20 protein-coding genes and 3 pseudogenes are annotated in these 22,432 nt (G+C 59.8%); 19 read left to right on the top strand and 4 right to left on the bottom strand.

The window, feature by feature from the left end; all coding sequences use genetic code 11:
• Positions 1-165 precede the first annotated feature (165 nt).
• The 4 genes and pseudogenes from BMI86_RS16390 (at position 166) to BMI86_RS21510 (ending at position 4,171) form a co-directional block, all read left to right on the top strand.
• Positions 166-1,042, top strand: a pseudogene (locus BMI86_RS16390) (site-specific integrase).
• Positions 1,043-1,066: 24 nt separating this feature from the next.
• Positions 1,067-2,265, top strand: a pseudogene (locus BMI86_RS16385) (IS91 family transposase).
• Positions 2,266-3,228: 963 nt separating this feature from the next.
• Positions 3,229-3,520 (top strand): annotated as a pseudogene (locus tag BMI86_RS16380) (transposase); the annotation flags it as partial.
• Between the two features lie 363 nt (positions 3,521-3,883).
• Positions 3,884-4,171, top strand: coding sequence for a 5-formyltetrahydrofolate cyclo-ligase (locus BMI86_RS21510; protein ID WP_246831742.1), 288 nt, complete (start codon positions 3,884-3,886; stop codon positions 4,169-4,171).
• 27 nt (positions 4,172-4,198) lie between these two features.
• Here the strand turns inward: BMI86_RS21510 and BMI86_RS16370 are convergent, their stop codons facing one another.
• The gene (locus BMI86_RS16370; protein ID WP_078542315.1) at positions 4,199-5,350 is read right to left on the bottom strand and encodes an HPP family protein; all 1,152 of its coding nucleotides are present in this window, start codon (positions 5,348-5,350) and stop codon (positions 4,199-4,201) included.
• A 53-nt stretch (positions 5,351-5,403) separates the two neighbouring features.
• Positions 5,404-6,159 carry a sulfite exporter TauE/SafE family protein gene (locus tag BMI86_RS16365; protein WP_078523505.1) on the bottom strand — a complete coding sequence of 252 codons (756 nt, stop codon included), beginning with the start codon at positions 6,157-6,159 and terminating at the stop codon, positions 5,404-5,406.
• Here BMI86_RS16365 and BMI86_RS16360 point away from each other — a divergent pair.
• From BMI86_RS16360 to BMI86_RS16305, 13 genes are all read left to right on the top strand, one after another.
• A complete protein-coding gene (locus BMI86_RS16360) occupies positions 6,158-6,931 on the top strand; it encodes an FCD domain-containing protein (protein WP_246831741.1) in 774 nt (257 codons plus the stop codon). The two genes, BMI86_RS16365 and BMI86_RS16360, sit on opposite strands and share 2 nt — an antisense overlap.
• A 513-nt stretch (positions 6,932-7,444) precedes the next feature.
• Positions 7,445-7,789 carry a metalloregulator ArsR/SmtB family transcription factor gene (locus tag BMI86_RS16355; RefSeq protein ID WP_078523504.1) on the top strand — a complete coding sequence of 115 codons (345 nt, stop codon included), beginning with the start codon at positions 7,445-7,447 and terminating at the stop codon, positions 7,787-7,789.
• Complete coding sequence (locus tag BMI86_RS16350) at positions 7,782-8,300, top strand: SRPBCC family protein (protein ID WP_078523503.1); 519 nt, start codon at positions 7,782-7,784, stop codon at positions 8,298-8,300. Before BMI86_RS16355 ends, BMI86_RS16350 begins: the two co-directional genes overlap by 8 nt.
• Before the next feature lie 34 nt (positions 8,301-8,334).
• On the top strand, positions 8,335-8,727 hold the full coding sequence (locus BMI86_RS16345) for a GFA family protein (protein ID WP_078523502.1): 393 nt from the start codon (positions 8,335-8,337) through the stop codon (positions 8,725-8,727).
• A 292-nt stretch (positions 8,728-9,019) separates the two neighbouring features.
• Entirely contained in the window at positions 9,020-9,430 is a 411-nt protein-coding gene (locus BMI86_RS16340; protein ID WP_078523501.1) for a GFA family protein, read from the top strand.
• Between the two features lie 290 nt (positions 9,431-9,720).
• Positions 9,721-10,062 carry a hypothetical protein gene (locus BMI86_RS21505; protein WP_246831740.1) on the top strand — a complete coding sequence of 114 codons (342 nt, stop codon included), beginning with the start codon at positions 9,721-9,723 and terminating at the stop codon, positions 10,060-10,062.
• 269 nt (positions 10,063-10,331) lie between these two features.
• Positions 10,332-10,586, top strand: coding sequence for a hypothetical protein (locus BMI86_RS21500; RefSeq protein WP_246831739.1), 255 nt, complete (start codon positions 10,332-10,334; stop codon positions 10,584-10,586).
• Positions 10,587-10,747: 161 nt separating this feature from the next.
• Positions 10,748-10,900 (top strand): hypothetical protein, encoded by a 153-nt coding sequence (locus BMI86_RS21320; protein ID WP_168173878.1) that lies wholly within the window; start codon positions 10,748-10,750, stop codon positions 10,898-10,900.
• A gap of 371 nt (positions 10,901-11,271) precedes the next feature.
• Positions 11,272-11,784, top strand: a complete 513-nt coding sequence (locus BMI86_RS16325; protein ID WP_078542313.1) for a hypothetical protein — start codon at positions 11,272-11,274, stop codon at positions 11,782-11,784.
• The gene (locus BMI86_RS21055; protein ID WP_143594833.1) at positions 11,774-13,636 is read left to right on the top strand and encodes a tyrosine-type recombinase/integrase; all 1,863 of its coding nucleotides are present in this window, start codon (positions 11,774-11,776) and stop codon (positions 13,634-13,636) included. Before BMI86_RS16325 ends, BMI86_RS21055 begins: the two co-directional genes overlap by 11 nt.
• Positions 13,633-15,036 (top strand): hypothetical protein, encoded by a 1,404-nt coding sequence (locus BMI86_RS16315; RefSeq protein WP_143594832.1) that lies wholly within the window; start codon positions 13,633-13,635, stop codon positions 15,034-15,036. The genes BMI86_RS21055 and BMI86_RS16315 overlap by 4 nt, the downstream gene beginning before the upstream one ends.
• 187 nt (positions 15,037-15,223) lie before the next feature.
• Positions 15,224-16,354: an AAA family ATPase gene (locus BMI86_RS16310; RefSeq protein WP_078542310.1), complete on the top strand. Its 1,131-nt coding sequence runs from the start codon at positions 15,224-15,226 to the stop codon at positions 16,352-16,354.
• A 15-nt stretch (positions 16,355-16,369) separates the two neighbouring features.
• The gene (locus tag BMI86_RS16305; protein WP_078542309.1) at positions 16,370-16,645 is read left to right on the top strand and encodes a hypothetical protein; all 276 of its coding nucleotides are present in this window, start codon (positions 16,370-16,372) and stop codon (positions 16,643-16,645) included.
• A 384-nt stretch (positions 16,646-17,029) separates the two neighbouring features.
• Here BMI86_RS16305 and BMI86_RS16300 read toward each other — a convergent pair whose 3' ends face one another.
• Positions 17,030-18,382, bottom strand: coding sequence for a sensor histidine kinase (locus tag BMI86_RS16300; protein WP_246831738.1), 1,353 nt, complete (start codon positions 18,380-18,382; stop codon positions 17,030-17,032).
• Positions 18,383-18,411: 29 nt separating this feature from the next.
• On the bottom strand, positions 18,412-19,083 hold the full coding sequence (locus tag BMI86_RS16295; protein WP_078542307.1) for a response regulator transcription factor: 672 nt from the start codon (positions 19,081-19,083) through the stop codon (positions 18,412-18,414).
• 151 nt (positions 19,084-19,234) lie between these two features.
• On the opposite strand from BMI86_RS16295, the gene BMI86_RS16290 reads away from it, so the two are divergent.
• A complete protein-coding gene (locus tag BMI86_RS16290) occupies positions 19,235-20,311 on the top strand; it encodes a tricarboxylate transporter (RefSeq protein ID WP_078542306.1) in 1,077 nt (358 codons plus the stop codon).
• A gap of 79 nt (positions 20,312-20,390) precedes the next feature.
• A complete protein-coding gene (locus BMI86_RS16285; RefSeq protein WP_075774267.1) occupies positions 20,391-22,421 on the top strand; it encodes a tripartite tricarboxylate transporter permease in 2,031 nt (676 codons plus the stop codon).
• Positions 22,422-22,432 lie beyond the last annotated feature (11 nt).

Genomic DNA, 22,432 nt, shown 5'->3' with positions numbered 1-22,432 from the left:
GGTTAGGACCGTTTCAGTCCCCGCGGACGAAGGGCGGGAGGACTAAGCCGCTCCGCGGCAATGGCGCTCGTGGCTGGCGTTGCCCGTCATTTCCGCGTTTTTCTATGTGGCTGAGCTTTCTGGGCTGACGATGGGGGGCTTCCCACCGTCAGACAGGAGATTCCCATGGAGGAGAAGAACACCACCCCGCTGCGCCAGCGGATGATCGAGGACATGAACATCCGCGGGTTGTGCGAGAAAACGCAGAAGGCGCACATTCGGAATGTGAAGCATTTCGCGTCCTTCCTCGGGAGGCCGCCGGACACCGCCACGCCGGAGGATCTGCGGTCATACCAGCTCAAGATGACCCAAGAGGGGGTGACCGCCAGCACCTTCAACGTGCGCATCATCTCGCTGCGGTTCTTCTTCGGCGTAACGTGCAGTCGCGACGAGATGAAGCGCTTCATGCAGTTCCACCGCAATCCCCGGAAGTTGCCCATTGTCCTGAGCGTCGGGGAAGTGGCCGATCTGATGGCCGCCGTGCCCGGCCCTGGGCTCAAATATCGCGCAGCGCTCGGGATCAGCTACGGAGCGGGGCTCCGCGCATCCGAGGTCTGCAACCTGAAGGTCAAGGATATCGACAGCGACCGGATGCTGATCCATGCCGATGACGGCAAGGGCGGGCGTGACCGCAAAGCCATGCTCTCGCCCAGCCTGCTGGATCTGTTGCCGGACTATTGGCGCGAGTCCCGTCCTGAGGGCTGGCTGTTCCCCGGTAAGCCCAAGATCAACCCGCTGTCGCCACGACAATTGAACCGGGCGTTCACCTCGGCCAAGCATATGGCGGGCATCAAGAAGGCCGCGACACTGCATAGTTTGCGACACAGCTTCGCCACCCATCTGCTCGAGGCCAACACTGATGTGCGGGTGATCCAGGTGTTGCTCCGGGCATGCCAAGCTGACGACGACGGCACGATACACCCATGTGGCGACGAAGACGATCCGCGGCACGGTCAGCCCTTTCGAGCAGATGAAGCTGCTTCAGGACGAGACCCTGCGATGAGGACTGGAGTAGCCCCCGGGGTCGGTGTTCCGGCCAAGGCTGGAGATCGCTGACATCTTCCGTGCCCATGGTCCTGCGTGGCGGCAGGCCAATGAAGGGCATGTCAGCCTGACCCAGCTGAAGGTCATGTCAGCGATCGAGGCCTGCCGGACCGAGGCGCTCGGCGGGATGTGGCGGGCTGTGCCAAGTGCGGCCACCACCATGTCGCCTACAACTGCTGCAAGAACCGGCATTGCCCCAAATGTCAGGGACCGGCGGCGCGCGACTGGATGGCGGCGCGGGCCGAAGACCTGCTGCCCGTGGAATACTTCCTCATCGTCTTCACCCTGCCAGCGGAGATCGCCCAGATCGCCTACTGGAACAAGAAGGCGGTCTACGGTCTCCTGTTCCGCGCCTCGGCCAAAACCGTTATGACCATCGCGGCCGACCCCAGGCGCCTCGGCGCCCGGGTTGGAATGACCAGCGTGCTCCACACCTGGGGTTCAGCGCTGATGCATCATCCCCACATCCACATGATCGCTCCGGGCGGCGGCCTGTCGCCCGACGGCACCCGGTGGGTCTCCCACCGCCCGGGCTTCTTCCTGCATGTGCGGGTGCTGTCGCGGCTGTTCCGGCGGCTGTTCATCGAGGACTTTCTCGACCTGCATCGCACGGGCGCGCTCAACTTTTTCGGTGACCTCGCCGGACTGGCTGACGCGGGAGCCTTCGCCGCCTGGCTCGCCCCGTTCCGCAAGAACGAATGGGTGGTCTATTCCAAGCCACCCTTCGGAGGACCCGAGGCTGTGCTGGCCTATCTCAGTCGCTATACCCACCGGGTGGCGATCTCGAACAATCGCCTGGTCAGCGCCGATGCCGATACCGTCGCGTTCCGCTGGAAGGACTACCGGATCAAATCCGGCGACCGGCAAAAGGTCATGCGGCTGGCCACGCCGGAGTTCATCCGCCGCTTCCTGATCCACGTCCTGCCAGACGGCTTCCACCGCATCCGGCACTACGGGCTGCTCTCCAGCTCCGCCCGCAAGGCCAACATCACCAGAATCCGCGCTTTGCTCTGCGTCCAGCGGTCTCAACAGGTCGCCGTGCCGGACCCGCAGACCAAGATCACCCCGCTCACCCTGCGTGAGCCATGCCCCTGCTGCGGCGGACCAATGCGCATCGTCGAAATCTTCCGGCGCGGCCAGAAACCGATGGCACGTGCGCCATCCAAGGAGCAGGCCGCATGACATATCGCCCCTCATCCGACACGAAGCAGCACCGGCTACAATCCGCTGATCCGGTCCAAATAGCTTGTGCGCTCCCGTTTACAGCGCGGCCAAAGCCGGCAGACGCTCAGAAACGCACAGCTTTGTCGGGATCACCGGCGCGTTTGCGACCGTATCAGGCATTTGGCTCGCCATCACTCGCACCCCGGATGCAGCCGCTGCCCCGACCGCCCACGCATTTTCCCCATAGGGTTATCCAAGCCCCCCCGCGGCTTCCTCCTTCCGAGGTTTGTCAACGCGGGCCGCCGCCTCCCGGCCGCCCACGTCGCGCCGCGGCCCGCATCGAAAAACCTTCAGGAATGCGGTCGCTCGCTGCACTTTACACCGATGTCTGCTACGCGAAGCAACTTCTTCATATCGACCGCATTTGTGCCTCGGTCTTTCCTGGCTTCGCGCGGGCTCCTAACGACGAAACGGGCTATCGAGGCAAAGATGCGCAGAGGCGGCGCACCAGCCAACTGAACGACGATATGAGGGCGCATGGCGGTGGTCCTGCAACGAGGGCACCGCCAGCATCTCTAAACGCAGCGCGGCAGCCTGTTTTCGAGCGCGCGCGGCCCTCGTTCGACGCTGTGCAAAAGTAAAGGCCATTGAGGCTGCGACACACCCAACGGCCTTTTCAACCCAACTCTCGATGAAAGGTTATGTAATCAATTTAGAACAAAAACAGTCGGGAATCAATACACCTCTGCGCTTACCAGTGCGCGGGGGCCAGCTGGCCTATCATACTGAGAACCTTTCGATGAGATTATCGAACTCCTCATCGGTGCCTTTGCTAAGTGGGCTGTCGTTGACCACCATCGTTAGGTTGCCATCGAGTATCTACTTGAGGGCATTGGCGACAACGGGCGATTCCTCTTTGCCGGTCAGATGTTCCACCGTTTGGACGATGAAGCTTATGACCGCACGATGTGCTAGTGCCCAATTGACGACAAGCGGGTGCTGAGCGGGATTATCTTCATCAACCGCAATGGCTTGCGCTGGTGCGACGCTCCTGCTGCTAATGGCCCTCACAAAACGCTCTAGAGCCGATGGAAGCGTTGGAGCGAAAAGGGCATCTTCGCGCGAATGATGTCCGCGCTGGTGTCGGAACACGGCGGAGATAAGGCCGTGATGATCGACGCGACAGACCTAAAGGCCCACCGAACGGTGACCCGCATGGCCGCCAAAAAAGGTGCGTGGTCGTCTAATTGGTCGGACCCGAGGCGGCATTGACCTGCCTCCGAGGTCGCCCCGGGCTATTTCGATCCGCTGGCCGTCGATCCCGAACAGGCCCGCGACGTGGCCCGTTGGCGCAAGGCCGAACGCGCCCGCCTGTGCGCTGCGCGTCTGGCCTTGTCGGTTGCAGAGCGCAAGGAGATCGGCGAGGCGCTGGCCGGGCATCTGCAAAAGGTGTTGAAAGACCGCTTCGGCGGGGCACCGGGCAAGGTCTTTTCCGCCTACTGGCCGATCAAGGGTGAACCCGACCTGCGCCCGCTGATGGCGGAGCGTCACAAGGCCGGTATAACCGTCGCCCTGCCACTGGTCGAAACCAAGGCGGCTCCGGCTCACCTTTCGCCGCTGGACGCCCGAAAGCCGCATGGTGTGCGGCGACTGGAACATTCCTGTCCCGCCCCCGGACGCGCGGCTCGCCACACCCGACATCGCACTTGCGCCGCTCCTCGGCTGGACCACAGAAGGCTATCGCCTCGGATATGGCGGGGGCTATTTCGACCGAACTTTAGCGGCGCTGGAACCGAAACCCTTTGTCGCCGGTGTCGGGTTTCAAGAGGCGCGCCTTCAGACCATCTTCCCGCAACCTCATGACATCCCGCTCGATCTCATCGTGACCGAGAAAGGGATGCAGACCGTGAGAGACGTGGTCTGAGCCCCATCCAGGTTCCAGGCACCCCGGTCAGGCGGAGCCGGCGCGCGCCGCGCTCCGGGACAGCGCCGCTACGAGGTCGGTCCGGGTGACGATGCCGACGATCTTGCCGTATTCAAGGACCGGAACGGCATCTGTATCTCCCTCGGCCATCATCGGCAGCAAAGCCCCGATCGGGGTGTCGCCGGTGGCGCGGGGGCTGGCGACACTCATGATATCAGCGGCGGTCATCGGTCTTTCCCGGTCCCGATCCAACAACCTGCGGAACGCTGCCCGAAAGCCGCGATCAAGGCGCAGGGCATCGTCGCGGGCCTGGCTGATGAGATGCATCTGGAAGATCACGCCCAGAAAGGTTTGATCCACACCAACGACCGGAAGCGATGTGAAGTGATGCTGCCGGAACAGATCCGCGATCTCGCCCAATGGGGCGTTCGACGTGACGGTGACGAGATTGCGCGACATGATGTCTTGCGCAGTCAACGGGCCCGACGAATGCGCCGCCGCCTGCAGTTCGGCGGCCCCGATCAGTCGGGCCAGGTCTTCGACGCCGAGGTTGAACGACTGACGATAGCGTTCGAGAATCCCCGTCAGCTCCTCTTCCGAAAGCCCAAGTCGCTCGATCGGATTGCGATCTGCGGTTCCATGAATATTGGGATCCTCGAATTGCCGGAAGGGATAGTGGCGTCCCGTCAGCCGCGCATAGAGGGTTGCCAGCAGAACCAGTGCGATGGTTCCGAACGCAATTGGCGTCAGGGCGAACCAAAACCCCAGATGCGCGATGGAGTCCGGGGACATGGCCGCGGTCATGGCGACGGCACCAGCGGGCGGATGGACTGCGCGGCACAGGATGGTTGCGGTGATGGCAAGCCCGACGGCGAGCGCGATGCGCAAGGCGGGGTCCGTCACAAAAAGGCAAACCGCAACCCCGACAAAGGCCGCGACGGTATTGCCCACGATCGCCGACCAGGGCTGCGCCAAGGGGCTGTTCGGAACGGCGAAGAGCAGAACCGAGGACGCCCCAAAGGGCGCGACGAGATAAAGACCGAGGTCCAGATCGACGGTCGGCGACAACAGGAACAATCCGGTTAGCGCCAATCCGATCAGCGCGCCAAGCCCCGCGCGCAGCGCCTCCTTGGTTGGAACACGGGCCACAGCCGGGCCAAGTGATTTCAAAATGTGCAACGCGACGCCTCAACATCAGCTGTCGCCGAAAGTTTCACCGGTTTGACGAAAGATCAACCTGCGGGGCGCATAAAGAAGGCAACGGTCATGATCAAGCCGATTGCGATAATGAACAGACGCAGCACGGCCGTGTTCCTAACCCGCCGCGCCAGAACCGCGCCGATGTATCCGCCCATGGCGCAGGACAGGCCGACGATCAGCAAGTTGCCCCAGTCGATCAGGCCCGCAATGGCATATGTCGCGACCGAGACCACCGACAGGATCACGGACATCAAGTTCTTCAACCCATTCATCCGGTGCAGGTCGGTCATGCCGATGACGCCGAAAGCCGCGAGCAGCATGATGCCGAGGCCACCGTTGAAATAGCCGCCATAGACCGAGACCACGAACACAAGAGCAAGTGCGGTGGGGCTGGGCGTCTCGCGCCCGGACTTCGCGAGATACCGAACGAAGGACGGTCCGGTGGCAAAGGCCAAGGTCGCCATCAACAAGAGCCAGGGCACCACGCCCGAGAACAGCTCTTCCGGCGTGACCAGCAGCAGACTAGCGCCAGCGAGCCCCCCGACGATCGCCGTGCCGAAAAGATGGGCGAGAGGAGGCTTCCCGCCGCGCTCGATATCTGTGCGATAGGCCCAGGCGCTGCCCACATAGCCCGGAAGGGCGGCAAAGGTCGCGGTCGCATTCGCCATGATGGGCGGAACACCGGCCCAGACGAGTGCGGGAAACGTCAGAAAGGTGCCACCACCCGCGATTGCATTGAGCGCACCGGCGCCCAAGCCGGCCAGCACGAGTATTATACCTGTCAGCATGTTCGTTCTCCTTCAAACCGCGCCGCTGTTGCATGATGCCGGATTGGTCTGCAAATTGGTCTGTATCGGGGTGCAAATGACCACGAAGCGAACTCGAAAGGTTGTGGAAGCGCTGCGCGACTATTGCGCGGCGGCCGCCATCGCGCCGGGCGGACAGCTGCCGCCGGAGCGGGATCTGGCGCGTCGGTTGGGGTGCAGCCGTGAGACGCTGCGCAATGCCTTGGCCGAGCTGGAGCTCGCTGGCGATCTCTGGCGGCATGTCGGGCAAGGCACGTTCCTTGGCCCCCGCCCGCGGGGCCACCCTGTGCGCGAGACCATTCTAGTGCAAGGCGCTTCACCGCTTCAGCTGATGCAGGCGCGCCTGACCCTCGAGCCCTCCGTCGCCGCCGAGGCCGCTGCGCTCGCGACCCCTGCCGAGATCGCCTATCTTTCCGATCTGGTCAACCGGGGCCGCCGTGCCGCAACCCGGGCCGACTGCGAACGGCTCGATGCCGCCTTTCATCGTGGTATCGCAGAGGTAACAGGCAATCCCATCCTGCTTGGCCTACTCGACTATCTCGCGGGCGCGCGCCGCCATGCCGCCTGGCAGCGCGAATGGGAAGTCACTTACCGAAAACTCGGTGTCGCCGAATTCACCGAACGTCACAGCCTACAGCATGAGGAGTTGGTCGCGTGCATTCAACGGGGCGCGGCCGACGCCGCCGCGGATGCCATGCGCAGGCACCTGCAGACGATCTTCGCGGCCATGTGCGGGTCCGGTCTGCCGCCCTGACAGCGGTGCCGCTCCGCCCGGGTCCTGCGTCTTCAGAACACTGCCACCAACCAATCTCGAAACATCCACAGGCGGGGGAGAGCTGCCGGTTGTCAGGATAAAGGATGGAAACCGGCGAGAGTGACGGCGGAAAATCGGTCAGAACCTCGACGAACTCGCGGGCGGTCAGAGCCGCCTCGGCATGGTAACGCGGCATCTGGACAAGACCAAAGCCAAGACGCGGCGGCTTTGTCCGCAATGTGGACCTCTGCCGGAACCGGTTTGCTGCGCAAGGGGCGGAGGACCGGTTCGGTGACGCTGCGCCGCAGCGGTGCGCCTTGGGATCAAGGGCCGCAATGGGCCGAAGGCCAACGTTTTCTTCCCTGCCTGAACTTCTGATCTCTGTGGACCCGCCAAGCCGCACTGAGCTGAGCATTCCCGTTGCTGTGCGTGGCGCCGAAATCGGCTACACCCCAGCAGGTTTCTCAAAGTTAGGTGTTGACCTAACTTTATTACGGCCACATGCTTAGGCGCATGCCTAACTCAAAGCGCTCCATAGAACAGGTCTTCATCGCATTGTCCGATCCGACGCGGCGGGCAGTCGTTCAGAAGCTTAGCGAAGGGTCGGCCACCGTCTCACAACTGGCCCAGCCTTTCGACATGGCGCTGCCGTCCTTCACACAGCATCTCGGGGTTCTGGAAAACGCCGGCCTTATCATGTCGCAACGACAGGGGCGAAGCCGTGTCTGCACTTTGAACCCGTTGGCTTTGAAGGCTGCGGAAGATTGGATGGCCTCCCACCGCAAGCAATGGGAGAGCCGCTTGGATCGCTTTGAGACCCACCTCGAGAAAATAAAGGAGGAGAAATCCAGTGACTGATGGAGCCGCCGAAATCGTCTCTGCATGGGCCGAGTGGCCTTTGGAAAAGGAAATTGTCATCGCTCGTGTCGTCGACGCTGAACGTGAGACCGCCTTCGAAGCGTGGACCGATCCAGCACAAATCGTGCATTGGTTCGGGCCTGAGGGCTTCCAGATCGAGTCCCATGAGGCCGACATCCGGGCAGGTGGCGTTTGGCGGTTCGACATGATTGCTCCGGACGGCACGCGGTTCTCGAACCGTATGGATTTTCTGCGGGTCGAGGCACCAAGCCTGATCGAGGCCGATCATGGTCAGGATATCGATGATGACCCCGACCGCTTCCGGCTTCTCGTCACCTTCGACACGCAGGATAATGGGAAAACCGTTGTCACCTTGCGCCAGATGCATCCGACGCCAGAACGCCGCGCAGCGGTTATCGGGTTCGGGGCTGTCGAATTTGGCGCTCAAACGCTTGGCAAACTGGCTGTTCATGTTGCCGGCGAGACCGGCGATGCTGCAGCGCGCGGCTGAATTTTCACAGGTTTGATCGAAGGGAAACACGATTATGAAGCGTTTCACGGGCGGTTGTATGTGCGGCGATGTTCGAATTGTGGCTTCGGGCCGCCCCTATCGGGTCGGCATATGTCACTGCCTCGACTGTCGCAAACATCATGGCGCCCTATTCTACGCGGCCGCCGTTTTCCCTGAAGACGCGGTGAACATCGACGGCGACACGCGTGACTATGCCGGGAGGAATTTTTGTCCACGCTGCGGATCGTCCGTTTTCGCGCGAAGTGGCGATGAGGTCGAACTGCATCTCGGTTGCCTCGATGCGCCCGACCAATTGAAACCAACCTATGAGAATTGGGTCGTTCGTCGCGAAGCCTGGCTACCGGAATTTCCGGACATGAAAAGATATGAACGTGATCGCGACGAGACCAACCACCGCAACGACTAAAGTGAGCACCATCTCTTGGCGAAGCATCATTCGTCTACAAGACGTGAACGACGGCTGCACGATGCGCGAATGGCGGGTTCGATCAAGCAGCATTTGCGCAGACCCGCCAGCTTCAATGTCCAACTCAGGGCTGAGAGCGACGATCTTTGCTCACTGAGAGCGCCCAGCCGCGCCGCGACGCCGCAAGCCCGCTTCGAGCCCCTTTTTGACCGTGATCCAACACGCGGATACAAGGAGGAAATGAAAATGCATTCGACTGGCGACAGGGGCTTGTCTCTCGAGAGGAGTGTGAATGGACGACAATCAGGCCATAGGACAATGCCTGTGCGGCGCTGTGAAATTCCGCATATCGGGAGAATTCGAGAGCTTTTTCCTGTGCCACTGCGCCCGCTGCCGCAAGGGCAGCGGTTCGGCCCATTCGGCAAACCTGTTTTCGTCCACGGCCAAAATTAAATGGATGTCAGGTGAGGAAAACATCAAGACGTTCCGGCTCGCCGGTTCACGCCATGTTAAGGGCTTTTGCTCCGACTGCGGGGCCGCGCTGCCTGTTTCTCAACCGGAGATTGGTTTGCTTGTCGTGCCAGCGGGGTCGCTTGACAGCCGGATCGACATACGACCCAACGCGCATATCTGCTGTTCCAGTCGCGCGACCTGGGACAACGACCTGGTCGCCATCGAAAGGATCGACGGGCTTCCCGGCTGAACGGTCGCGCCGATAATGCATCTCGGGCAACAACCAGACGACGAGGGCGCGACCGTCGGCTTCGTCCGCACAGCAGACCGTCATCCTCCAAAAATGCTGCACGATGAACCAATGGCCGCTCTCGAGACGCTGCACCGCAGCGCTCGGACGCGAAGCGGACGGCAGGTAAGGGTCGGAAGCGACGAGATGCTGCTCTGTTCCTTTTGAGACCTAACGATGCTTCGACAAAGCTTGGAATGCTACCAGTGGACCGGTAAGGCTTGGGCGCTTCCTCGCTTCTGGAACCGAAAATGACAAGCAACCCCAGGTTCGGTATCTTCCTCGCCCTCTTTGGGGCGCTGGCGATCTCACCTGACACTCTGCTCATGCGGTGGTCGGAGATGAGCGGCAGCCAGATGATGGCTTGGCGCGGGCTCCTGATGGGCTCTACGATGTTGCTGGCTTGGCTGATTTTCCGGCGACGGCAACTTCGCAAAGATTTGCGTGTCACTATCTGCTGGGCCGGTGTGCTCGTCCTGCTTTGTCAATCTTGCAACGCTTCGCCTTTCGCATTTGACATCGCGGTTGCGCCGGTCTCGGTTGTTTTATTCAGCGTTGCCACCGTGCCGATCTTTGCTGCGCTGTTGTCCTAGATGTTTCTGGGCGAACGGGCACATTGGACGACCTGGGTCACGACCGCAGTCGTGCTGTCCTGAATCGGCATTGCAGTTTTCGGGACGGATCCCGGGCAGACCACCGGTAGTCCACTGCTTGGTGCAGCAATAGGTCTGGGCGTCGCGATGTGTTTGGCGATCAGTTTCGTTACCATCCGAGCCAATGCGCAATTGCCGATCCTGCTCCTGGTAGGTGGTGGGCCACACTGGCGGGGCTTGCATGTCTTGCATTGACGGAACCGGGCGCATTGACTGAGGGGCACGTTTGGGCAATTGCCCTCGCAGGCGGGCTGGTGCTCCCCGTGTCGTTCTTCTCGCTCTCGCTTTCATCTCGCTACACGCACCCATCGAACGTGAGCCTGCTGATGTTTCTCGAAACCGTTCTCGGCCCAATCTGGATCTGGGCCGGAACCGGCATTCAGCCAACGCCGTCCATGCTGGCTGGCGGCGTGATCGTCATTGTCAGTCTCGCCTTTTCTCTCTGGCATACTGGACGTCGTTAGGTCCTGGCGCGCCAAGCAGATCTGGTGAAGCTGCATGTTCGCCTCGACTCTATCGATGGACTTTCCGCTTAGGCTCAGGATCCAATATCCAGAATATTGCTGTCGCGGCGAAAGCAACGATGAAGGGGAAGGCTTTCGCGGCAACTCTACGACTGTCCCAGATGCAGCCGGGAACGGTCGAAATCGAACGCGAGCCCCGAGAACTGGCAGGGGGCTGCCGGGAGGTCGCGCGTATGCTCGTCGCGGGCGCGAAGGATGACCGCACGCCCATCATGCGCGCCGCACGGCCACTGGCTTTGATCCTGTTGGCTTGAGGAGCACAACGGTCTCCACGCCGACCAACGCTTCAGTTAAATACAGCGATGTGTCACTTACATCCGATCGCCAGGTTGAGAACCCGTGCCAAGGCAATTGCTTTTGCCTGCCTACTCGCCGGTTTCTTTCGTCTAAAAATCGAAAATTAAATCGTATCAGTAATGGCAATTTCCTGTGCGAAAAAATATATGTTTTTGCGCAATAGAAGGGTCGATTTCGGCTAAAATTGCGCAATTATCTCCTAATTCGCTTTGAGCCTTCTTGTTCGAGTTCGGAAATGCCTCGTAATCCACAAGTTTTTTGCTGTTTCGTGGCTTTTGACCGTCTTTGGGCGTTCCCGTTTAGAGGTGTGATGTGAAAAAATGATGGCATGAGAAAAATTGCCATCAAATATGCGAGCTATCATCCGATGACGATATCGAGGATCGCAGAGCACCTGAGCGTTACACGCAAGACCGCCACGAAAGTAGTGGGCGAGCTCTCTTGCGAGATGATGCCGGGCGGGCGCGTGAATTTCGTCGACCTGCTCCGCCGATTGTGGCGACTTCATCAGATCCCATCTTCAGAGCTGCCACAGCTCCAGCGGCCACTTCTTTCGGTGAAGCAGCTAGCGGCGATGGCGGGCATCGAGGAACACACGATCCGCCGGGCTGGCAACGAAAGAGACCCGAAGTGGAGGTTGCCGCATCACGCGGATCTTGGCCCGCGAATTCGTCGCTACCTGCCCGCGCACGTCGATGCGTGGCGCTTGAACGAGCCATTCGAATGGTGGCTTGAGCCGCGATTTGGGAAGGCTGTGCGTCTCGTTGACACTACAGGGGGCGACACGGCGAAGGCGAGCACGATGCTCTACCTGCGTAATAAGGAACAGAGTGGGTATTAGCGAGAAAACAACGGAACACTCTCTCTTTTTCGGCGCCTCAAAGAAATGGAGTGTTCAGTTTTCCAGTCGGTTATATCGAAGAAAAGTGGAATTAGCGAACATGTCCGGAAAGAAAGAAGATGGCGCAGTTGGCACAATGGTAGATGTGCTTCGGTGGATTGAATGCGAGGCGGGATATACGGATGGAACGAAAAAGATCTACCGAGATGCGATCCGCCGTTGCTTGAAAGTTTATCAAGTCAACAGTCTCGCTAGTATCCCTGCGGATGTGGTGGCGTTTGAGGGGCGTTTCCATCGCAAAAGCTATGATCCCGATCTTTTCAAAACATTCAAATCCTACAAAGGTTGGCGCCAGAGGGTCGTTTCCATACTGAAAAAGAGCAGCGGAGCCACGACAGCGACCACGGTCGCCCCCAAAGATCTCTGGAGCAAATTACTTTTCGAATGCGAAAGGCTAGTCGATGGAACCTTTGGCCGCAGGCGCCAGGAACTTATACCGATCGTGCAGCTTGCAAAAGAAGCTAGACGTGCTGGACGCCAGCCTCATGAACTTGACGGCGCATGGCTCTCTACCCTCTCTGATGCACTCGATGCGAAACGTCGTCGAACTATTTCTCAGGCGGTGCGCAGGCTGAATGAGTATCGGCACCTTTCATCCGAAATCGCGGAGACTCTGCCAACATGCGACCTGGAGGTTCCGGATAGGGTGCGGAGGTCGGCGCCCGATCACATTCCCGTTCATCTGCAACAGCAAGCCCATCAGTTGATCGAAAACGCCTCGTCCGGCGAGATGGATGAAATTAGTGGGGAAGCGGTCTTTGGGCTTTCTAAAGCTGCGCAAAATGTGCGCCAGGCGGCTCTCAATAAGTATCTTCGGACCGGATTAATGATTGGTGTCATCAAGCATGAGATCGTCGCATTTGAGAAGATTTTCGATCGCACTGTATTTCTCGAAATTGTTCGGGCTTGGATCCAAGACCAAGATGGAAACATCCGCATTTCGGAACGCACGATGCGTTCCTATATAACTAACATCGCCATCCTCGCAGAGTGGTTGCACCTTGATACGAGCTTCATGAGAACATCGCTCAAGATAAATCCTACCTTAAAAAAGGGGCAACGCGACGCGCAAGAGATGTCTGAACCGGCAAAAGCGTTTTGCCAGCATCTTCTTCGAAATCGTCGTGCAGAACTCACTTTTCAAAGTTTACATCTGGCATTCATGAGGGATGCTCAGTCATTACGAGCGGAAGTCTTTAATTCTCCTTACAAGGAGCGAAGAATTATTCAGCTGGGAGTTCTCGCATGCTTTTCCGCGATCGCGTTATGGGGGGTGCCGCTGCGAGTGTCGAATATGCTTCAACTTCGACATAGGGGAGAGGATGCAAATCTCATTCTTCCCGTTGGGGCGCGGAGGCAGGCATACGTATTACTACCAGCGCATTCCGTGAAAAATAAGCGTGATATCAAGGCATCGCTCGTGGACGGTCCAACGCGAGCGCTGGAGGTATTGATCTGGTATCTTGATGAAATTCGGCCAGAGATTCATGGATCGGAAGAGTCGGATTTTCTCTTTCCTGGCTATGGGGTTCCCCAACTTTCTTCAACCGTTTTGCGGGGCTGGCTGCATCGCCACGCACGCAATCATCACCTTCAAATGTTCCCGCATAATTTTCGGCATGGGCTCGCTTCTCTTTACTTGCGAGCTCAGCCTGGAGACTACGCTGGCGCCGCGCGGCTTTTGTGTAATACCCCGAACGTAGTTCGTAAATATTATGCTTGGATTGATGAAGAGCGAGAGCTTCTCGAAGTTCAGGATAAGATTATTAAGATGGCGGGGTTCTCCAAATGAAGAATGGAAACGCACCGACGTATCGCGTGAAGAGGGCAAGAGAAATTATCGAGCGCGGGCGATTAACACAAATTCTGGATATTGACCAAACTCTGAATCAGATCGTTAGGCGTGAAATTTCGGTTGCACAGATTTCGATTGTAGACGAGTTTTTTTCTGCATTGAAACTGGATGCTGAGGCACACATTGATGCGGGCCTTATATCGAAAGCTACCGAATATTGGACGTGGGGTAAACTGACCTCGCTGCGAGCGGCGCTCAGGAAAATCTTTGAGCGCTCTCCTTTTGAACGTGAATTGGACATCGCCATTGCGCGATGGCACGGCCCCCCAGAAGACAGGCATAGATCTCACAAGCCGCGCGAGAAAAGGTTCTCCCTGGATATTAGTGATCTTCCGCACAGTTGGTTGGAGGCCCTTGCAGCGATGGAAGATGGCTTGCCGGGCGTTGCGGCCAATCCCCCTGCGCCTTCCATGATTGCAACGACGAAAGTGAAGTTGCGGGAGTTTGCCAAAGTCGCACGTGATCGCGGTCTGGCGATGGACCTGACATTGGAGGCAACCCGGGAATATGAGAAGTCCCTGTTCAACCGAGAGCGCCCACTCTCACCGGTCACTATTCATTCTGCGATGCGGCAAGTGCGCGACTTCGGAGGATACATCGGCGCCAAGGAGGAAGTTCTCGATTATCTTCTTGAGCGTGTTCGTTTCCACGAGCGTCGTTCCGCCAAGATTCAGCCAAAGAAGGAGGCAAAGGTCCTCTCATTGCCGACATATTCGGAGATGTTTGCGATAGCTTTCGAGATGCTTGGAGAAGCCGACCGGCTGCCAAATCCACGACATGCTCAGTATCGACGGAATGCCGCGCTTGCGATCACTCTGTTTGCAGCACTACCGTTGCGCGTCGCGGATACACGCATCTCGTTCGGCAAGGAACTTGCCTGGGACGAAGCTGGCTACAAATTCGATTTGAAGGTATCGAAGACTGGTCGTCGGTTTCAGTCCCACATCCATCCAGTCTTCGCCTTCTTCATTGATCAAGTCGTGCTGCAAGGGTGTGCGCCGATCTACTTGTCGGAAATGCGAGAATCTTGTTTCCAGAAACGACGATTGTTGTTTGTGAACTATGACGACACAGCACCTCACAAGAATTACGTGAGCTTCCTCTGGAGCCAAGTTCTGGGGACAGGATCGCACGCGGCGCGAACGAAGCTCCATGATGAATTCGCCCGTTTCGGTTCCCGCGGCGTCGAGTTAGCCATGAAGGCCTGTGGTCACCGAAGCGAAAGAACCGCTGAGGCATATCGCACAGCTGCGTTTGAACGTCTGGCCTTGGAAAAGGTTCACGACGATCTTTCCTGCAATTTCTCCGACGATGAGTGGCGGGAGTTTTTTCAATGACGACGCTCAAAAGCGCTCCTGACAAGAGAACCGCATGTATTGACCCCGTTCGTGGAATGTCGCCGGAGTGCAGGCCCCATGAGTTCTCTCGGAGGACGGCTCGCCGCTTGTGCGAACCACGGGTGAGGTTTTCTATCGTGCATAGCCGTGAACCCTTGATTTTCTGTCGAACTGCAGGGTCGTTGGAATGACGAGACGTTCCGTCCCCACCAGGAGCGGCCCGCGTCGCTCGGTTCACTTTCAGATTGCCGATATTCGGTTTTTCCCGTCGGACACAGCAAATGACATTGAGACCCGTCTCTCTAAGGCACTCTCGGAACTGCGCCGCAAGAATCTAGGGATCGATGAAGACTGGTTTTCGAACCTCGATCGAGGCGGGGAATGGTCTGATGTGACGGATCAGATCTCCCCAAGCCGCAAAGACAGGGACAAGATCCGCCGCCGCGCTCAAAAGCTCGTAGAGCTTCGACAGCAGGCCTCCAGAATGAGCCATCTCAGCTATGACGAACGGAAGAAGCTCTCGGCACTCCAAAACGGCGTCCAGCTTATTCAGCTTGAGAGCGAGCATAGGGTGGACGAAATTGCCGCGGCGCTACACGAGGAGATGCCTTGGATGTCCAGTGCGACAGAATTCGCGTGGTATGCGATGCGTGAAAGCATGCGCAAAGGTGCTCCCGCCCTCCGTCTGCCGCCGCTCTTGCTTGATGGGCCTCCTGGCATCGGAAAGAGCCACTGGGCGCGTCGATTGGCGGAATTGATCGGCACGCCGACAGAACTGATCGACGCATCGAATGAACCGGCGGGCTTCGCGGTGGCCGGAAGCCAACGAGGCTGGTCGACGGCCCATCCGGGCCGGCCTGTGGAGCTCATCCTGCATCAGCGCGTGGGTAACCCGGTCATCGTGATCGATGAGGTGGATAAGTGCGGCGATGTGCGTTCAAGTCGAGGCTTTAGCTTTGCGCTGAGCAATGCGCTATTGCCGCTGCTGGACCCCCTCAGTGCGCGGACCTGGAGCTGCCCATTTTTCCGCGTGCGGTTCGACATGCGCTGGATCAGCTGGATCCTGACCTCGAACGACCGTCTTGCCGTTCCAGCGCCGCTGCAAAGCCGCTGTCGCGTGGTTTATATCCCGCCGCTCGCCGGCGCACATCTGGCGTATTTCGCGCGGCGCGAAGGGGCGGCACGAGGCCTGCCAGCGGATACGGTCGACGCGCTAACGGACATGCTGCGAGGAGCCGAGCGCGGGTGGGATCTGCGCGCGGTGATCAAACTGATCGACACCCTAGTCGCGCACGAAAACCGTCCTCCGTTGCAGTGAAACAGGGAGATTGAAATGGCGGATTGTGTGAACCCGAATTTGGATCTGGCGATCGTGGTGGCCGCAATGTTTGGCGTCTTGGTGATCATCGCTCTATGGGCGACCATTTGGTTTGAGCGGCGCTCGTGGAAGCGATCCCATGCGCCGCTGACCGAGGAGGAGGCCCGTTGGTTCAATGCGCAGGTGGAGCAGCTCGAAGTGAGACACGATCTTGAAATGAGGGCTCGTGAAGCTTGGGAGGAGCTAAATGACGACGGCCACAAGCTAGAGGAGGAAAAAAGTAAGAGCTGATGTCGCATTAGTTTTGGCTTCGTGCGGGTCAGCGAAAAGCCAGAAAAAGCAAATGAGTGCGCAGGCGAAAGCATAAGCCTGCGCACGACCTGTCAAGCTAGAATTGAACTTGGCAGACGCACTTATTGACTTGGAGCGCACTTAGCGCTTCAAGAAATGGGTTGGCGGCTCGACTTGAACCGTCGCGTTGCCCACGGGCTGAATCGTCGCCTCGTAGCCATCGGCTTTCTTGCGGCGTAAATGGAATTTCTGCTCTGGGACCTTCCAGCAGTAATGCTGGAAACGGCCCTTTGCGGCCCTTGGGTTTGCTGGGACGTAGCATCCGCTTCGAACGTCGAACGGACACTCACCCGAACACTCGTAGTTCCCTCTGCGAAGGTCGTTCTAACAGTCGCCCGGGTTACGCGCGGCAAGCGGAAGCGTCAGTCGGACGCGAGTTCCGCGGTCGCAAGGGGTCAGTCTCACCTCCCCTCGGTGGCGGTGCAAAACCTGTTCGACGATCGCGAGGCCGAGACCGGTGCCCTCGCCATTCCTAAGTTGCGAGAAGCGCCGAAATGCGATCTCTTCTTGATCGAGCGGGATGCCGACCCCATCGTCCTGAACAATGACCTTGGCTTCCGTCCCGGATCGTTCCGTATTCACCGCGATACGTGTCATCGTTGGTCCTCCATGGTGCAGTGCGTTCTCCAGGAGGTTCCGCACGGCCTCGCCGATCAGAACAGGGTCGCCGCTCACGGGAAGGGGCTCGGGTGACGTTTCGAGTTCGAATTCGATGTCACGCGAAAGCGCCGCGGAACCAAAGCTGCGGCAGACCTCTTCCAGGACCGGGTTCAGATCGAACGCCTCGACGGTTTCGCCCCCTTCGTAGCGAAGCCTCTCGAGCGAGAGAAGTTGATCCGCCAGTCGGGCGGAGTTGCGCGCAGCCTCGATCAGTTCCTGCTGGCGCGCCTCGCGTTCGGCAGGATCACGCACACCCGGCAAAGTCTCGGCCAGTGCGAGAAGCGCGGACGCAGGATTGCGAAGCTGATGGGCCGCGTCGGAGATGAAGGCTTGATGGGTCTCTATGCTCCGACGCATCTGCAACAGCAGCCTGTTGAGCGTCGTGACGATGCCCATGACTTCTTTGGGCACGGGGCGTTTGATGCGGGCGAGATCATCGGGCGAGCGTTTTTCGATCGCGGCCTGAAGGTCGTTGAGAGGTCGGAGACCGATCTGGACACCGAACCAGATCAGCAGACTCAGCGCGACCATCAGGACGACGATGACGGCTGCCGCCCGTTGGGCCAATTGGCGGGCGAAGGCACGGCGATCGCTCGCCCGTTGCCAGACCGTTACGACGGTTTCTCCGGTCATGTTGCCGATCGTCCGGCGTTCATGCATCCGCATGACGCGCATCAGTTCGCCGCGATATTCCGCCATGTAATAGTAAGGCTTGTCTTGCGGACCGTCTGTCTCGGGGCGCGGCGGGTAGGCGTAGCCGGTCACGTAGATCCCGCCGGGTCCGGTCACGTGGTAAAAAACTTCGCCGCCGCCTGCGTCCGAAATGATATCCCGGGTGCTCGGCGAAAGCGCATCGCCCTCAGAGATCGCGACATCGCGCGAAATCGCCAGCGCCGCGGCGAGGAGACTACGATCGAATAGCTCTTCCGAGGTCCGTTGCCCCACCGTAAAGCGCCACCACCCTAACAAGATGGAAACCAGCAAGAGCGGCGGAAGGATGACGAGGAACAGTCTCATCCGCAGGGACACGGACCTGGGCTGCGCGATCATGAAGCTTCCACCTCGAGCATGTAACCCAGGCCACGGGCCGTCTTGATCTTGATGCCGTATGGCTCAAGTCGTTTGCGCAGCCGCGAGACATGCGGTTCGATTGCGCTCTCCTCGGCATCCGAGCCTGTGCCATAGACATGCGTGATCAATGCCGATTTGGAGACGATCCGTCCGCGCCGTTCGAGTAGGCATTCCAGCGTGGCGATTTCCTTACGCGGAATTTCGAGCGGAGTTTCGTCATGCATCAGCTGGCGACTGGTGCGGTCGAAGACGAGCGGACCGAACTTGTCGCGCTCCATGAATTCGAGGTTCTTGCGCCGTGCCATCGCCCGCAGCCGGGCTTCCAGCTCGTCCATCTCGAAGGGCTTGGTGAGATAGTCATCTGCCCCGGCATCCAACCCAGCAACCCGCTCGGCCGTTTCCGAGCGCGCGGTCAGCAGGATCACCGGCGCCCCGTCACCACGCCTGCGCAGCGCCCGAAGCACCTCGATCCCGTCCATACCCGGTAAGTTCAGGTCAAGCACGATCAGATCGGCGCCTTCCTGCGCGAGGAAACGGTCGGCCTCGAGTCCATCATGCAGAAGGTCCACGGCGTGGCCGCGATCCCGCAGGCGGAAGGCGATGGCGCGGGACAGAGCCTCGTTATCTTCGATGATGGCGATGCGCATGGTTACTTCTTTGTCATGTTGCGCAAGTTTCGCGCAAGGTTAGGACGACATGTTGCCGGTGTAGGAGGAGGGATTCGTCCCTTGAGGAGAATAACTACATACCGGCCGGCTTCGAGCCCGCCCGGTTCGAAAGGTCTAAGGGAGGACACTAATGACCATCAAGCAATTCATATATTCTGCGGCGGCGCTCGCCTTCATGTCGGCACCGGCCCTCGCGGATGTCGACTTCAGCGGCAAGACCATCGAATGGGTCATTCCGTTCTCGGAGACCGGGGGCTCCGCGAAATGGGCCAACTTCTTTGCGCCGCTTCTCGCGCAGGAGCTGCCGGGTAAGCCTACCGTGATCGTGAAGTTCATGCCGGGCGCAGGCTCGACCAAGGGTGCGAACTGGTTCCAGGAGCAGCGCTACGAGGACGGCACGCTGCTTTTCGGCACCTCCGGCTCGACGCAGTTCCCCTATCTGCTCGGCGATCCGCGGGTGCGCTACGAGTATTCCGACTGGATCCCGGTCATGGCATCTGGCACGGGCGGCGTGGCTTATCTCAATCCCGAGGCCGGCAAGAAATTCGACGGGTCTGCGAATAACCTCAAGGACCTCAACTTCATTTACGGTTCGCAGGGCGCAACCCGTCTCGACCTCGTGCCGCTTCTCGCATGGCGGATGCTGGGCATGAACGTTGAGCCGGTCTTCGGTATCAAGGGACGCGGTGACGGCCGCCTGATGTTCGAGCGCGGCGAAGCGACGATCGACTATCAGACGACGACCGGCTATCTCGGCGGCTCGGCCTCGATGGTAGAGGCTGGCAAGGCCGTTCCGATGATGACTTGGGGCGCGCTCGACGAGAATAACAACATCGTCCGCGATCCGACCTTCCCCGATCTGCCGACCTTCAAGGAAGTTTGCGAAGCCACCGATGGCTGCGAAACCTCCGGCGAAGCCTGGGATTCGTGGAAAGCGTTCTTCATCGCGGGCTTCCCGGTTCAGAAGATTGCGTTCCTGCCGCAGGGCACGCCCGATGACGTGGTCGAAGCCTATACCGAAGCCTTCGACGCCGTGCGCAACCGTCCGGACTTCAAGAAAATCGCGGCACAGCAGGTTGGTAAATACGACGTCTTCGTCGGCAAGGGCGCCGAGCAGGCGACGAAGGAAGGCACGACCGTGTCTCCCGAAGCCAAAGCCTATGTGACCGACTGGCTTCAAGAAGCCTACGGCGTTTCGCTGAACTAAGCGAAACCCTCGAGCGGTCCCTTCCTGCGGGACGCGGACCGCTCACTTTCTCATAATCCTAAAATTCGAGGTGGGCGAGATGGATGTCTTCGCAACCGCCGTGCCTGCGCTTGGCGAGGCATGGGCTCTGATTCTGCAACCTGTTGTTCTGGGATACCTGGTGCTCGGGGTCGTCATGGGCTTGGCCGTGGGGGTCTTCCCCGGTCTCGGCGGCATCGCCGGCCTCTCGCTCCTGCTGCCCTTCATGTTCGGTATGGACCCGGTGCTGGGGCTGGCCCTGATGGTGGGCATGGTCGCGGTCGTGCCGACCTCCGACACCTTCGCCTCCGTGCTGATGGGGATCCCCGGTTCCTCGGCGAGCCAGGCGACCGTTCTCGACGGCTTCCCGCTCGCCAAGAAAGGGCAGGCGGCGCGGGCGCTCTCGGCCGCCTTCACTTCGTCCCTCTTCGGCGGTCTCGTCGGCGCGCTTTTCCTGACCATGTTCATCATGGTCGCCCGGCCGCTGGTGCTTGCCTTCGGTCTGCCCGAGATGCTGATGATCTCGATCCTCGGCCTCTCGATGGTCGCTGTGCTCGCGGGGCGCGTGGCGCTCAAGGGGCTCGCCGCGGCGGGGCTTGGCATGCTGATCGGCACGATCGGCGAGGCCGATGCCGGCGGCAGCCTGCGCATGGCGACCTATGATATTCCCTATCTCACGGACGGGCTGCAGCTGGTGATCGTGGGTCTCGGCATTTTCGCCTTGCCCGAAATCGTCTCGCTGCTGCGTCAGGACAGCTCGATCGCCAAGGACGCGACGCTCGGCGCCGGCTGGAGCCAGGGCGTGCGCGACTGGGTCGCCAACAAATGGCTGTCCGTCCGCTGCTCGCTGATCGGCGTGATCGTCGGTGTGATCCCCGGCCTCGGCGGGTCGGTCGTCGACTGGATCGCCTACGGCCACGCCGTTCAGACCACCAAGGACAAGTCGAATTTCGGCAAAGGCGAAATCCGCGGCGTGATCGGGCCGGAAAGCTCGAACAACGCCAAGGAAGGCGGCGGACTCGTTCCGACGCTGCTCTTCGGCATCCCGGGCTCGGGCTCGATGGCAATCTTCATCGGCGCACTGGCCCTGCTGGGCTCCGGCGATATCGAAGTCGGCCCCAACATGCTGCGCGACAATCTCGATATCACCTACTCGATCGTCTGGCTGCTGGCTCTGGCAAACGTCGTGGGCACGGTGCTCTGCATCGCGGCCTCGGGCGGGATCGCGAAGTTGACCACGATCCGCTTCACCTATCTCGCGCCGTTCCTGTTCATGCTGATCTCCTTTGCTGCCTTCCAGTCAGGGCAGAATTTCGAGGACATCCTCGCCCTGTTCGCGATTGGCCTCATCGGGATCTTCCTGCGCCGGTTCGACTGGTCGCGTCCGGCGTTCCTGATCGGCTTCGTGCTGTCGAACCCGGTCGAGAAATTCTCCAACCAGGCTTTCCAGATCGCATCCTTCCGGTTCCGCAATTCCTTCTCGGCGGGCGTCGACTACCTGTTCTCGCCGATCGTGATCGTATTGCTCATAGTGACGGTCGTGTCGGTCTTCCTCGGGTTGCGGCAGGCTAAGTCGATCATGGCCGAGGGTGATGTCCAGTCGGGCTCCAAACGCGCGCCGCTGATCTTCCTGCTGGTGGTCATGGGCTACGTGATTGCGGCGCTCGTCAACGCGAGCCTGATCCCGAACTACAACATGACCGACAAGATCGTGCCGCTCGTGGTTGGGGGCATCACGCTGACGGCGCTGGTGATCCTTCTGGTGCAGATGATCCTGCGCGCCGAGCGCGATGTGATCTTCGCGGACAAGGAAGTCTCGGGAGAGGACGCGGACGCGCCCTATGGCCTGTGGGGGACGCTCGCGTGGTTCGCGGGGCTGATCGCGGCGACTTACGTCGTCGGTTTCATCCTCGCACTGGCCGGGTTCCTCGTCACCTTCCTGCGCATCCGCGCCCAGGCCAGCTGGCCCAAGACGCTGATCCTCGCCGCCAGCGGCATCGCCCTGATGTGCGTCATGGCCGGCGCGCTGAACCGCGATTTCCCGCCCGGCCTGCTGCAGCACGCAGCCAATCTTCCCTGGCCCCTGAAATGATCCGACGGAGC

This window comes from Thioclava sp. DLFJ5-1 (genome assembly GCF_002020115.1).
In the GTDB taxonomy this organism is placed as follows: Bacteria; Pseudomonadota; Alphaproteobacteria; order Rhodobacterales; family Rhodobacteraceae; genus Thioclava; species Thioclava sediminum.
Note: the sequence above shows the minus strand (reverse complement) of the source record. Positions and strands in the feature narration are given on the sequence as shown.

Coding starts and splice junctions, on each gene's coding strand:
- BMI86_RS16345 (WP_078523502.1), top strand. CDS start 8,335: ATGAAGCGTTTCACGGGCGGTTGTATGTGCGGCGATGTTCGAATTGTG.
- BMI86_RS16285 (WP_075774267.1), top strand. CDS start 20,391: ATGGATGTCTTCGCAACCGCCGTGCCTGCGCTTGGCGAGGCATGGGCT.
- BMI86_RS21510 (WP_246831742.1), top strand. CDS start 3,884: ATGGTGTGCGGCGACTGGAACATTCCTGTCCCGCCCCCGGACGCGCGG.
- BMI86_RS16295 (WP_078542307.1), bottom strand. CDS start 19,083: ATGCGCATCGCCATCATCGAAGATAACGAGGCTCTGTCCCGCGCCATC.
- BMI86_RS16300 (WP_246831738.1), bottom strand. CDS start 18,382: ATGAGACTGTTCCTCGTCATCCTTCCGCCGCTCTTGCTGGTTTCCATC.
- BMI86_RS16325 (WP_078542313.1), top strand. CDS start 11,272: ATGAGAAAAATTGCCATCAAATATGCGAGCTATCATCCGATGACGATA.
- BMI86_RS16365 (WP_078523505.1), bottom strand. CDS start 6,159: ATGCTGACAGGTATAATACTCGTGCTGGCCGGCTTGGGCGCCGGTGCG.
- BMI86_RS16340 (WP_078523501.1), top strand. CDS start 9,020: ATGGACGACAATCAGGCCATAGGACAATGCCTGTGCGGCGCTGTGAAA.
- BMI86_RS16305 (WP_078542309.1), top strand. CDS start 16,370: ATGGCGGATTGTGTGAACCCGAATTTGGATCTGGCGATCGTGGTGGCC.
- BMI86_RS16360 (WP_246831741.1), top strand. CDS start 6,158: ATGTTCGTTCTCCTTCAAACCGCGCCGCTGTTGCATGATGCCGGATTG.
- BMI86_RS16310 (WP_078542310.1), top strand. CDS start 15,224: ATGACGAGACGTTCCGTCCCCACCAGGAGCGGCCCGCGTCGCTCGGTT.
- BMI86_RS21505 (WP_246831740.1), top strand. CDS start 9,721: ATGACAAGCAACCCCAGGTTCGGTATCTTCCTCGCCCTCTTTGGGGCG.
- BMI86_RS16290 (WP_078542306.1), top strand. CDS start 19,235: ATGACCATCAAGCAATTCATATATTCTGCGGCGGCGCTCGCCTTCATG.
- BMI86_RS16355 (WP_078523504.1), top strand. CDS start 7,445: ATGCCTAACTCAAAGCGCTCCATAGAACAGGTCTTCATCGCATTGTCC.
- BMI86_RS21320 (WP_168173878.1), top strand. CDS start 10,748: ATGCAGCCGGGAACGGTCGAAATCGAACGCGAGCCCCGAGAACTGGCA.
- BMI86_RS16315 (WP_143594832.1), top strand. CDS start 13,633: ATGAAGAATGGAAACGCACCGACGTATCGCGTGAAGAGGGCAAGAGAA.